Origin of the sequence: Heyndrickxia ginsengihumi (assembly GCF_011008565.1) — a bacterium.
Lineage (GTDB): Bacteria > Bacillota > Bacilli > Bacillales > Bacillaceae_C > Weizmannia > Weizmannia ginsengihumi.
The window spans coordinates 34,045-46,924 of the sequence record NZ_JAAIWK010000017.1 but is presented as its reverse complement, the minus strand read 5'-3'; the positions used below and the strand labels follow the sequence as shown (position 1 = coordinate 46,924).

Genomic DNA, 12,880 nt, shown 5'->3' with positions numbered 1-12,880 from the left:
AAATGATTGTTAATCCTGAGGATTTAAAGTTAGTTCAAATTGAGGAAACCGAAAACATTACGATTATTGTTATTCAGTTTAAAGATGATTCACAAAAAATTTATGAAATAAAGAATGATTAAGGAAGTTGATCAAATGAATATAGAAGAAGCAAAACAACAAATAAAAGAAATTGAAAATTATATTAATCTCGTGGAAACATATGAACCGAAAACATTTGAAGAAGACGCAATCAAGACCTATGTATTAATAGAAAGTGTGAATAAGGCAGCAGTCGAATTAAACGAAAAAGGATATAGGGTTGGCAATCGTAAAGTTTGTGGAAAGGATATTACAAATATTATTTTGTCTAAGCCTAAAGATGATCTACACAAGATTGCTCAGCAAATGTTCAAATCCAATAGAAGAAAGTCTGTGCTTAGAATATAAAATGTAAATGACCGTTTTATGACCGAAAGATGACCGTATAATGGCAGAATTTTTCATTTTAAACGTGCTAATATTGTAGTATGAAATAAAATAAAAACTTACGATTTCATTTCAACCAAATAATCTATTATCAAGTTTTGCGGATGCCAAGGATATATCTATTATAGATAATGGTTGAGTTGTATCGGTAATATCTTTAACTGTTTTCAAAGTGAAGGACATCCAATATTTTATTGGGTGTCTTTTTCTGAGGTAGTGATATGAAACCTAATTGATGGAAAGTTAATATGGGAGTCTTAGAGAGGAGAAGAAAAATGAATGATGCAATTGGAAAAGCAAACGAAGCCGTGATATTAGCAGATGGAGCTATTAGAATAGCAAATGAAGCAATCGTTAAAGCAAATGAAGCTTTAAAGGATGAATAGCAATGACTATTTCTCGTGAACGATTGAGATGGCTTGAGGGATTGATCAGAGAGGACAAGATGATTCCATTCTACAAATGGAGTGGATGGAGAAAGAAAAGGCAGGAAGCACTTGAACGTGATAACTATGAATGCCAAGAATGTAAGCGTGAAGGCAAGTATAGTCGAGCACAGAACGTCCATCACTTGAAGGAAGTAAAGGACAGACCTGACTTAGCTTTAACATTAGATAACCTTGAGAGTGTTTGTATCCAATGTCATAACAAGATACATGATAAGCGATTGAAGAAGGACAAACGTAAACCGTTTGTGATTGAGGAGCGATGGTGATGAGTGTAGAAGAAGTCTATGAAGCTTTTAATGTACCGAAGGGTTTAAGAAAAGGAATAAACAACACTAAATAATTCATTTGTATTGCTGGTGAGTCTATTATGCCCCCCGGTCAAAACTTTTGACCTTTTGGTGAGGGGACGGGAAACGCGGGGGAGCAATCGGAAAAAATATTTTTTTGATTTCCATGTGAGGTGAGAACAATGCCAAAAGTCGCTCGAAGTACTAGAAGAATGCGGGTTCGCACCGATTTGCATAATCAGTTAAAACAAAATAAAATGACCGCAAACCATTGGTACGACCTAGTTGAAGACTACATGGCATTGTGGGATATCAAAGAAGATCTGATTAAAAGTATAAAAAAATACGGTGCGATGGTCGTTGGAAGATATGGTCCTAAGAAAAATGACGCCGTATCAGAGTTACCTAAAATTAATAAACGAATGACTGAGATTTTATCAGTTTTAAATATTGAAAGTGTAGTTGTAGAGGATGATGGTGATGACATATAAAAATGTGCTCAGCTACCAGACCCACCCTTATATTGAAGAGTATTTTCATTTGATTGAATCTGGAGAGATTCCGGCGTGCAAGGAACAGTTCCAATTAATTGCTTACTTAAAGAAAGTATTAAGTAGAAATGATATCTATATCAATGAAAAAATGGCTGAAAATAGTGTCACAATTCCTGCGCGTTATTTTCCGTATGAATTATTCCCGTGGCAAAAATTCTCGAATGTCTTTATTTTTGGTTTGCGTTGGAAAGAAGATGATTCGCTAGTATTTGACCGATACTTTTTTTACATGGGGCGCGGTGCTGGGAAGAATGGATTCTTTTCATACGATTCATTTTTCATGATGAGTAAGCAGCATGGGATTCCGCATTACGACATCGACATTGTTGCTACCTCAGAGGAACAGGCAAAAACAAGTTTTAAAGATGTTCATAGTGTTCTTGAAACTCCGGAGAATGAAAAGCGCCTAAAAAATGCTTTTTATAGATCAAAAGTTTCTATTATGAATAGAGCAACAAAAAGCGAAATGCGCTATAACACTTCCAATGCTCGAACAAAAGACGGTAAGCGCCCAGGCTGTGTTATGTTTGATGAAGAACATGAATATGACAATTACGATGCTATTAAAGTTTTTACCTCTGGCGGCGGTAAGGTTAAAGACTATCGTGAATTTCATTTTAGTACAGATGGTAATGTCAGGGGCGGTCCGTTAGATGATCTTAAAGAAGAGGCCCGAATGGTATTAAATGGAGAAATTGAGGACATTGGATTTTTTCCGTTTATATGTAAGCTGGATGACCCGGCGGAAGCAGATGATCCGGAAAATTGGCCGAAAGCTAATCCGTCACTGCCATATAATAAAACGCTGAAAAAGAAAATGCTCAAAGAATTTAATCTGGCCAAACGTAAGCCAGCCATTAAAATTGAATTTATGACAAAACGTATGAATAGCCCAATTGAAGATACCCGTTTTGAAGTTGCTAGTTATGAGGATCGTCTTGCTACGAATCAACCTATTCCACCACAATTAAAGGGTATGGATGCAATTGGTGGTGTCGATTTTGCGGACGTGCGAGACTTTTGTTCTGTTGGTGTTCTCATAAAATTCAAGGGAAAAAGGTATTGGCTACAGCACACGTTTATCCATCATATGGCTTTAGAATTACAAGATATTAATAAAGATATTATCCAACTGGCAGTTGACAAAGGGCTTGCAGAGATTGTGTATGGTAAATCTATTCCACCAGAGAAAATTGTTGCTTGGTTTGTAGAAACAGCAAAAAAATATTATATAAAGAAAATCTGTATGGATACTTATAGAGCTGCAATCCTTGGCCCAAAATTAGAAGAGGCAGGATTCGAGGTTGAAATCTGCCGTACAGGTAATTTCACTCATAGTAAACTCTCGCCAATTGTGGATGATGCATTTATTAACCAAACATTAGTATTTGGTAACGATCCATTAATGCGCTGGTACGTTGGGAATGTATATGTTGATTATTTGGCTAATGGAAATAAAGAATACAAGAAAATAGACAAAGAAAAGCGGAAGACCGATGGGTTTTTCGCCTTTTTGCATGCTCTTAATTGCGATGGAGAGCTTGAGGATTACGGAGACATTGACATTGATAGTATTTCAATCAATCCAATTATCGTTTAGGAGGTGAGGAAATTATGAGTTTTGGTAGCTGGGTAAAATCTTGGAACCCATTTTACAAAGATGTTGACGGAGAAATTCAAACTATTTTTGTTAGTTTGCTTGCAAAAGAAATATATAAACGCATCGCCGTGGACTCTTGCATTAACTTGATTGCGAATGCTTTGGTCAGGTGTGAATTTAAAACCATCCAAAAAGGCAAATCGGTAAAAGCAGATAACTATTATTTGCTAAACGTTGCACCCAACAAAAATCAAAATGCAACCGAGTTTAAAAAGAAAATGGTCAGTAATCTTTTTCGCAAAAACGAATGTTTGATTGTCATGGCGAATGATCAGCTTTTTATTGCTGACAGCTTTAAAGTTGATGAATATGTCATGAGAGATTCCATCTATTCCCAGGTAACTGTTGGAGATTTTCAATTTACCGGATCTTTTAATGAGTCCGATGTTATTTATTTAAAGCTAAATGATAAAGACATCATGCATGTTATCAATAGCTTTTATAAAGATTACGGGAAAATCCTAGAATCTGCAAAAGGCATATACAAGCGTTCAAATGCAAAAAAGTTTGTCTTAAAAGGTGAATTTTTAAGATCTCAAAACAATGATACGCAACAAAAAATCAATAAAATGATGACTGATCAATTTAAACCGTGGCTTGAGGCAGATAATGCAGGAGCTATTTTTCAACTTCAAAATGGCTATGAAATGGACGATCTTTCTGGAACGGGAAAAAACGGAGCCAGTAAACAAGATAGCAGAGACGTGCGTAGCTTAGTTGATGACGTTTTTGATTTTGTAGCAACAGCTTTTCATGTTCCCCGTGGTCTTGTCAAAGGCGATGTCGTGGACGTATCAAGCCAAACAAATAATTTCTTGATGTTCTGTATTAATCCATTGGTCGAACTAATTAGTGCCGAATTTAACAAGAAAATGTACGGAAAAGATGCCTATCTCGGAGGGAGTTATTTAAAAATCGATACATCCCGGATTAAGGTAACGGATCTAAACGACATGGCAACTGCCTTGGACAAGCTATTTGCCATCGCAGGGCTATCAATCAATGACATTATCGATATGGTAGGCGGTGAACGCATTGACGAACCTTGGGCAGATAAACGTTTTGTCACGAAAAACTATATGGATGCAAGTCAATTACAAAATGTGAAGGGAGGTGATGGGTGATGGAGAACGCTCTAGTCATGAATTATATCGAACCTAGATTCGAAATGAAAAATGATGACAAGAAAAATGAAACTGATCTGTACATGTATGGAACCGTAGGCGGTGGTTTCTGGTTTGGCGGTATTACATCTCGTGAAGTACGCAGTCAATTAGCTCAAATAAAAACACCTGTTATCAATGTTCACATCCATTCAAATGGTGGAGATGCCTTTGAGGGTGTGGCAATTTGTAACCTTTTAAAGAATCACAAAGCTACCATCAATGTTTATATTGATGGAATTGCTGCAAGTGCAGCATCCGTTATAGCGATGGGCGGAGATAGAATTATCATGCCAAAAAATACTATGCTCATGGTCCATCGAGCATCTAGTTTGGTTTACGGAAATGCTGAAAAGCTAAAAAAACAGGCTGATACTTTAGCCAAAGTAGATTCTGCTCTAATCGAGTCTTATACCAGTCGTTTTAAAGGTGAACAATTGGAGCTTGAAAAGCTACTTGATGAAGAATCCTACTTAACTGCAGAAGAGGCATTGGCTTATGGATTTTGCGATGAGATAGCAGAGCCGATAAAACAGGCCAATGATGAAGCAGATGATGAAGACGACGATGATCTTTACGAGGAAGAGACCGAGGACAATGAATTCGAAGATTATGCAAACAAAAAATTCGTAGCAATGATAAGTGCTTTTAATCTTGCAACACAAAATTTCAAAGGAAAAGAGTGATATAAATGCCAGTTAAAAATTTAGATAATGCAAAAATCAAGCAACAACAGCAACAAGATGAAGCGAAAGCAAAATTATTAGCCGCAATGAAAGACGACGATGAGAAAGCACTAGCAGAAGCCATGGTTGAATTTGCAAATGGTATCCAGGAGGATATTTTAGAAAAAGCGACTGCGGCCGCACAATCCGAGTTTAACGATCAACGTATTTTGACAGAACGTGGAGCTCGTATTTTAACCTCAGCAGAAACTAAATTTTACAATGAAGTCATCGCCAATGAGGGATTTGCAGGAGTAGAAGAATTAGTCCCTGCAACAGTAATTAATCGTGTATTCGATGAATTAGTTCGTGATCACGCTTTACTTAATGCGATTACTTTTGTAAACACAACAGGTATTACACAATGGATCACTAAAAAAGGCGATGTGAACCCAGCATTTTGGGGGAAATTGACAGATGCCATTAAAGAAAAAATGGATGATGGATTTGAAACCGTAAATACAAATCTATTCAAGCTTTCAGCTTTCATCCCAGTCGCAAAAGCGATGTTGGATTTGGGTCCTACTTGGTTAGATCAATACGTTCGCACGGTGCTTGCCGAAGCGATGGCAATTGCCCTTGAGGAAGCTGTGGTAAATGGAACTGGTAGTGATCAACCAATCGGAATGCTTAAAGATTTAGACGGTGCAGTAGTCAATGGAGTTTATCCAGATAAAGCTGCAACAGCAATCACAGACTTGAGTCCGAAAACACTTGGAGAAAAGGTGATGTATCCATTAACTCATGATGGAAAACGCACAGTTCCAAATGTTCTATTGGTCGTTAACCCTGCCGATTACTGGGCAAGAATTTTCCCAGCAACAACAGTCCTAACTCAAAGCGGCACTTATGCTTACGGAGTGTTACCAATCCCAGCAACGATCATTCAATCTGTCTCTGTTCCAGTTGGGAAAATGGTTGCTGGTATGGGTAAGGATTACTTCTTAGGAGTAGGATCAACTCGCCAAATCGAAGTGGCGAAGGAATTACGTATTTTAGAAGATGAAGATGTTTATGTAACAAAACAATATGCAAATGGTCGTCCATTGGATAACAATGCTTATCAAGTATTTGATATTAGTAGCATTGGTACAGACATCCCTACACCTTGATTATAAAAAATATAAAAATACGAATAGGAGCTGAATGATAATGGGTTACAAAGTATTGAATGATTTTATTGAAAAGGAACATAACAATACGCTTTATAAAGAGGGTGAGGAATACCCAAAACAAGGTTTTGAAGCGGATCCTGATCGGGTTGCCTATTTACAAAAGAAAAGAAATAAATACAAAATTGCTTTTCTTGGCGAAGAAGTGAAGCCCGCAGAAACGACGGTAGCAGAAGATCCGAAACAAGATGTTCAGACAGCACAAACTGTTGACGCACCAAAAACAGAAACTGCCGATACAGCTGCTAAGACTGCTGCTCCAACTGGCGATGGTAAGTAATGGCTTTGATAGATGATTTGTTAACCGAGTTAAAAGATAAATTACAAGTAACTTGGAATGATGATTCGACTAATCGGCAGCTTACTAGAATGCTAAATCGCGGGCAAAAATATTTTAACGAGTTATGTGGTACGGAATTTACATTTGAAGATTCTTCCCCTGAAAGGGAGTTGCTAATGGAGCGTTGCCGATATGATTGGAACAACGCTCTTTCTGATTTTGAAGACAATTTTCGTAAGGAATTAGGCAGATTAATTTTAAAAGTCGCTGCAGATGACTTTGAAGTAGGTGAAGAAGATGCCACTGGAACGGGTACGTGAGACCTTTAATGACGGGTTGTTGCAATACGGAACCTATAAAACAAAACGCTCTGAATCGAGGAAAGTTATCGGAAAAGAATTTGTTCCACAGGGTTCGCTTTTTTATCGTGAATTATCTGTCCGTGACAGTGATTACTTACAGTTCGGGGCAATGGGCTCCACCCTAGATTTAAAGTTAAAAACACCTATGCCTCCATCTTTACGAAAAATCGATAAAGAAAATTTGTTTGTACAAATTGACGGAGATGATTACATCATTATCAATACTGATCGTGATAGTAATTATCTCTATTTTTATTTGCACAAAGTGGATAAAAGGGAAGGTGATAGTGGTGAATGAATCAAGTAAAGCGCGTCTTGAAAAGTTAAATAATGCACTAATTAATAACCTCGAATCCACTTTAGGAATTAAAGTTTATCAGGATAGCGTAAGTGAAGATGAATTCAAAGTCGAATTAAAGGGAGTCTATCATTACATTATCTTTGAAACAGGCGGAATGCGTCGTGCTGATGATAAGAAATTTACGCTTTTGCAGGATGTTCTAATCCGTTTCTACGCTGAAAATGTGGATGACCTCGACGGTACTCAATTGGATGTTATTACTACGCTTGAAAGTTGCGGATATCAATTTGTTAGCTCTGATAAAGGCTATGTCCAAAAAGGACAAGAAGATGCCTATGTGGATTCAATCGAATTTAACTTTACGAGGTCTTTAAAATATGGCATCTAATGAGTGGAGTATGGACATAGGGAATATTGACCAACTTCTTAAAAACATGCAGAAAATACCTAATCGATCTGAAAAAGTGATCAATGATACTTTAAGAATTAAGGGTGCTCCAAAAGCGATGGATAATATTCAAAGTGGAATTCCGGTGTCTCCCAAGCGTAAAAAGCATGCCCATGATAGCAAAGCTTTGAATGTGAAATATGGAAATTTGGAATTTTTCATTCGTCCTAAAAAAACATTTGATTATATTAAATATCCCGACTTAGGTATTGGTACATCAAAGCATAATCAGCCAAAGCAATTTATGAAAAAAGGCTTAGAAAAGGCAACACCTAAGATTTTAGATGATCTTAGTACTGCGGTAATAAACGAAATAAATAATACATTAGGAGAGTGAGAGATATGGGGCAAACAACCATTGTAGAATTTGATCCTGTCCGAATTACTAATTTTGGTATCAAGTTTCAGAGCGATACAGAAGCTCAACAATTCGGTGCTACTGGACAAATCGATGGAGAAACAGAAATGTTGACCATTACTAAGAAAAAAGAGGGTGTAACGGTTAAAAGTATTTCCAAACCACAGAGCATGACATTGAAAATAAATGCCCATGTTCAGGTCGCGCCATTACGTAAGATTTTTGGATTATCAAATGAAGGACTAAAGCCAGGTATTTATTCATATGGATCCGATAGCATTGGAGAAGAATTTGTTCTTACTGCCGATGTAATTGATGATTTTGAGGACGTTACAAAAATATTAGCCTTTCCAAACTGTTCATCTTCTTCTGGCTTAACCATTTCTATTGAAAACGGTGCTGATGAAGTTGCAGAGCTTGAATTGGAATTTACTGCAATGGTAGACGACAACAATAAATGTTATTACGAAGCCTTTATTGAAGAGCTAGACGATCCTACAATTGCAGACCAATGGCGTACTAATTTTTCATACGATTTGGTGAAGGAAATCCCTACACCCTAACAATTCATCTGTAGATTTTTAAATGTGATAGCACAAAAACGAACGCTTATCACATTGTTTAAAAAAGGAGTGAAAAAGAATGGAGATTACATTTATTGATGGAACGGTTAAAGAAGTCGATATCAATGTCACAGCTATGACTCTTTTTAAGTTACAAAAGGAAAAGGTGATTGATGGGACTTTTCTTAAGGGATTCATGAAAGCAGATGTGGACTTAGATCCTATTTCTACATTGCAGGCTCTTTATGCAGCTTATCGACAAGCAAACAAAAAAGATTATCTTAAATTCGAGGAATTCCTTGAAAACTATGAATTGGATATTGAAAATGATATGCCTATTTATTTTGCAGTCATTTCTAAGAAAGCCAAAAAATCTTTTCAAGAGAATTTTGCTAAAAAGGTTGCTGGCACTGGAAAAAAGTAAAGCTGCCAAAGATTGAGATTGAAAACGTAGAGGATTTATATGTCCTCTACGTTTTTATTATGGGCATTTCTGAACATGATTTTTGGCATTTGCCATTATCATCTGTTCATCTAATCGCAGAAAACAAAACAGCTTATGAAAATTGGAAGACATCTGAGGAAGAAAGGAGGGCAAAACAAGGTGGCAAAAAATAATGAATCAACTGTAACGTTTAAGGTGTTTAATCAGGAATTTAATAAAGCCATGTCTGAAATGGAATCGTCTGCCAAAAAAATGAGGCAGGAATTAAAGCTTGAACAAGAACAATTAAAACTGACAGGTTCAGAATCAGAAAAACTTGAATCTGTTTTGAATAGTTTACAAAAACAATATGAAGTAGCAAGACAACAGACACAGGCAACAGCTCAGCAATTAGAAGCAGTAAAAAAACAATTTGGCGATAATTCAGTTGAAGCTGGTAAGATGGAAACAAAATTGCGCAGTATGCAAATAGCTGAACAACAATTAGCAAATCGGATTACTCTTACCACTCAGTCATTAGAAAAAGCCAAACAAGCAGAAACAGAGTCAGTTTCAGAATCCGATAAAAATCGCCAAGCCTTACAACAATTGCAGAATGAACAAAATAACCTTCGTTCATCTAGCGAACGACTTGCTAGTGAATATAAACTTCAAAAGACTCAAATGGGCGATAGTGCAAGTGAAGCGGACAAATTGGCTGCAGCTGAATCTCATTTACGTCAACAAGTAGATTTGACCAAGCAAGTTATTGCTAATCTAGAAAAACAATTATCATTAACTGAACAAGAATACGGTAAAAACTCCACTGAAGCTAATCAGATGGCAGCAAAGTTAAACGCTGCCAAGGCTTCTGTTGCAAATCTTGATCATGAATTAGAGCAAATTAAGGAAAATAGTTCAAATGCAGCAGAAGGAATGGAAGAATTAAGTAAAAAGGTTACAGCAGGCAATTTTCTCCGTGCAGCAGAGGTATTATCTGGGGTCTCTGATAAAGTTATTGATCTTGGAAAATCTGCTATTGAGACTGGAATGGAAATGGCAGACAGTCAGCAAGATATTCAAAATAATCTTGGTTTAACTTCTAAAGAAGCAGAAAAGCTTCAGGGAGTTGCAAAAAACGTATTTGAACACGGTGTGACTGATTCTGTAGAATCTGCTTCTAAGGCTGTTCAGAGCGTCAAAATGAACATGGGTGACCTGAATAATAGTGATTTAGAAAAAGTCACTAACAAGATTATCGGAATTGGGAAACATACTGATACTGATGTAAATGAAAATGTTCGAGCTGCTTCGCAGTTGATGAATCATTTTGGTGTCTCGGCAGATGACTCATTAGATTTAATCGCAGCGGGTTTTCAGGATGGTCTTAATAAGTCTGATGATTTCTTAGATACCTTAAATGAATATAGTCCTCAATTTGCTCAGGCAGGTTTCAGCGCAAAAGATATGCTGAACATCATTGATAAAGGGATGAAATCAGGTGCATTTAATACTGACAAGGCAGCTGACGCAGTGAAAGAATTCGGTATTCGTTTACGAGATGGAACCATTGAGAAAAATATTGGTAACTATTCAAAAACGACTCAAGAGCTGTTTAAAAAATTCCAAGATGGAAAGGCAACAGCTGCACAGGTCTTTCAATCTATTAATAAAGATATATCCAATACGGATGATAAGACAAAGAAGTATGCATTGGGAAATGCGGCTATGGGCACGCAATATGAGGATCTTGGAGATAAAGCAGTTGATGCTTTTGCCAAGACTGGAAAAGCTATTGATGATGTGACAGGTAAGGCTGATCAAATGGCTAAGCGTTCGCCCGGAGAAAAATGGCAACAAACGTTAAGGCAGTTAAAGGATGCTCTTGCTCCCATAGGTCAGGACTTAGTAAATACCCTTACTCCTGTAGTGCAAATGATTGGCTCAATGGCTAAATGGTTTTCTAATCTTCCCACACCGGTAAGGGTTGTTATTGAGGTTTTAGGAGCACTGGTGACTGTTTTTGTTGCATTATCCCCTTTAATAGCAGCTATATCTATTGCACTTCCGATAATCGGTACTATATTGAGTACTCTTGGGGCTATAATGGGGGGATTTTTAGCTTTATTAAGTGGTCCTGTATTGGCTGTAATAGCAGCCGTTATTACAGTAATAACGGCAGTAATTCTCGTTATAAAAAATTGGGGTTCTATAATTGATTGGCTAAAAGGTATATGGAGTGGTTTTTCAAGCTGGATAGCCAATTTGTGGCAAGGAATATTAACTGTTGCATCAAACATTTGGGGAAGTATCTCAGCTTTCTTTTCCAATTTGTGGAATTCTATATCGTCTGTTGCATCTACAGCATGGACTGGATTCACGACATGGATAACTGGAATATGGCAAGGGATTGTTAGTATTGCTTCAACGATATGGCATGGACTGGTGGACGTTTTCACGTTCATTTTTTTATTGGTGAAAGAAGTGATAAGTGCTGCATGGACTGTCATTTCCTCCCTTTTAATAGCAGCATGGAATGTGATTGTGGCGATGACGGCTCCAATTTGGCAGCCAATAGCGACATTCTTTGCAACTCTATGGAATGGGATAAAAAGTGTTGCCAGCAGTGTTTGGAATAGTTTAAAGGCATTTTTCTCAACGATTTGGAATGCAATTATATCGGTGGCAAGAGCCATATTTAATCCGATTAAAAGTTTTTTTAGTAGTATATGGAATGCCATTAAGAGTACAAGCTCTAGTATATGGAATTCTATAAAATCGGTTATTTCAAAAGTATGGAATGGAATTAAATCGGCTGTACAAAGTACGGCAAATACAATTAAATCTGTTGTCTCATCAATTTGGAACGGAATTAAATCGGTAACTTCTTCCGTATGGAACGCGATTAAGTCCGTCATTTCAAAAGTTTGGAATAGTATAAAATCAGCTGTGCAAAGCGCAACAAACTCTGTGAAATCAAAGGTTTCTAGTGTTTGGAGCGGAATTAAATCCGTGACATCAAGTGTCTGGAATGAAATAAAAAGTGTTATTAGTAGCGTGTGGAGTTCCATTAAAACAGCTGTTTCTACGCCAATAAATTGGGTGAAATCTAAAGTGTCAAGTGTTTGGAACAGTATAAGGTCTACTACATCAAGCGTATGGGGCAGGATCAAAAGCGCGATGGTTTCGCCAGTCAACGCGGCTAAGAATACCATTAGTGGAATTATTAGTAAAATTAAGGGCTTTTTTAGTGGGTTGCATCTTCATCTACCTAAAATTAGTATGCCACCACTTCCACACTTTCACTTAACAGGTCACTTTAGTTTAAAACCGCCATCTGTGCCTCATCTTTCTGTAGATTGGTATAAAAATGGTGGTTTTTTTGATCAAGCAAGTATTATCGGGATCGGTGAAGCGGGACCGGAGGCAGCGTTACCGCTCACCGGAAAGCGTATGGATCCATTTGCAGATGCAGTTGCAAATCGAATGCTTTCAACATTGCCGCAAATGGCAGAAAATAAATTAGGGCACAGTGTTACTAATAACAATCAGATCATTATGTATAACACAGTGAGAGATGATAAAGACATTGATAAAATAGCGGAAAAAGTAGATGTAATAATAGGAAATACAGGACAAAGAGCAAAAGCAGCATGGGGTGGTTGA

The 12,880-nt window shown here is 37.1% G+C and carries 15 protein-coding genes; all 15 read left to right on the top strand.

The genetic code is table 11. The features are described 5' to 3' along the window. Positions 1-135 precede the first annotated feature (135 nt). Positions 136-429: a hypothetical protein gene (locus G4D61_RS11200; RefSeq protein ID WP_163173952.1), complete on the top strand. Its 294-nt coding sequence runs from the start codon at positions 136-138 to the stop codon at positions 427-429. 427 nt (positions 430-856) lie between these two features. Further along, the gene (locus G4D61_RS11195) at positions 857-1,183 is read left to right on the top strand and encodes an HNH endonuclease (protein ID WP_163173950.1); all 327 of its coding nucleotides are present in this window, start codon (positions 857-859) and stop codon (positions 1,181-1,183) included. Between the two features lie 203 nt (positions 1,184-1,386). Continuing rightward, complete coding sequence (locus G4D61_RS11190) at positions 1,387-1,695, top strand: P27 family phage terminase small subunit (RefSeq protein ID WP_035354179.1); 309 nt, start codon at positions 1,387-1,389, stop codon at positions 1,693-1,695. Further along, positions 1,685-3,358 (top strand): terminase TerL endonuclease subunit, encoded by a 1,674-nt coding sequence (locus tag G4D61_RS11185; protein ID WP_235929363.1) that lies wholly within the window; start codon positions 1,685-1,687, stop codon positions 3,356-3,358. The genes G4D61_RS11190 and G4D61_RS11185 overlap by 11 nt, the downstream gene beginning before the upstream one ends. A gap of 14 nt (positions 3,359-3,372) precedes the next feature. Further along, positions 3,373-4,542, top strand: a complete 1,170-nt coding sequence (locus G4D61_RS11180) for a phage portal protein (RefSeq protein ID WP_163173946.1) — start codon at positions 3,373-3,375, stop codon at positions 4,540-4,542. Then, positions 4,542-5,267, top strand: a complete 726-nt coding sequence (locus G4D61_RS11175) for a head maturation protease, ClpP-related (RefSeq protein WP_163173944.1) — start codon at positions 4,542-4,544, stop codon at positions 5,265-5,267. Before G4D61_RS11180 ends, G4D61_RS11175 begins: the two co-directional genes overlap by 1 nt. 5 nt (positions 5,268-5,272) lie before the next feature. Then, positions 5,273-6,418 (top strand): phage major capsid protein, encoded by a 1,146-nt coding sequence (locus G4D61_RS11170; RefSeq protein WP_163173942.1) that lies wholly within the window; start codon positions 5,273-5,275, stop codon positions 6,416-6,418. A 40-nt stretch (positions 6,419-6,458) separates the two neighbouring features. Further along, positions 6,459-6,758 (top strand): hypothetical protein, encoded by a 300-nt coding sequence (locus G4D61_RS11165; protein ID WP_163173940.1) that lies wholly within the window; start codon positions 6,459-6,461, stop codon positions 6,756-6,758. Then, entirely contained in the window at positions 6,758-7,078 is a 321-nt protein-coding gene (locus G4D61_RS11160) for a hypothetical protein (RefSeq protein ID WP_163173938.1), read from the top strand. The genes G4D61_RS11165 and G4D61_RS11160 overlap by 1 nt, the downstream gene beginning before the upstream one ends. After that, on the top strand, positions 7,056-7,418 hold the full coding sequence (locus tag G4D61_RS11155; RefSeq protein WP_235929362.1) for a phage head closure protein: 363 nt from the start codon (positions 7,056-7,058) through the stop codon (positions 7,416-7,418). The genes G4D61_RS11160 and G4D61_RS11155 overlap by 23 nt, the downstream gene beginning before the upstream one ends. Next, entirely contained in the window at positions 7,411-7,809 is a 399-nt protein-coding gene (locus tag G4D61_RS11150) for a hypothetical protein (RefSeq protein WP_437177747.1), read from the top strand. Before G4D61_RS11155 ends, G4D61_RS11150 begins: the two co-directional genes overlap by 8 nt. Then, positions 7,799-8,206 (top strand): hypothetical protein, encoded by a 408-nt coding sequence (locus G4D61_RS11145; protein WP_205603261.1) that lies wholly within the window; start codon positions 7,799-7,801, stop codon positions 8,204-8,206. Before G4D61_RS11150 ends, G4D61_RS11145 begins: the two co-directional genes overlap by 11 nt. A gap of 5 nt (positions 8,207-8,211) precedes the next feature. Further along, positions 8,212-8,790, top strand: a complete 579-nt coding sequence (locus tag G4D61_RS11140) for a phage tail protein (protein ID WP_163173936.1) — start codon at positions 8,212-8,214, stop codon at positions 8,788-8,790. Positions 8,791-8,869: 79 nt separating this feature from the next. Beyond that, positions 8,870-9,214 (top strand): hypothetical protein, encoded by a 345-nt coding sequence (locus tag G4D61_RS11135; protein ID WP_163173934.1) that lies wholly within the window; start codon positions 8,870-8,872, stop codon positions 9,212-9,214. A 180-nt stretch (positions 9,215-9,394) separates the two neighbouring features. Then, positions 9,395-12,880, top strand: a complete 3,486-nt coding sequence (locus tag G4D61_RS11130; protein WP_163173932.1) for a phage tail tape measure protein — start codon at positions 9,395-9,397, stop codon at positions 12,878-12,880.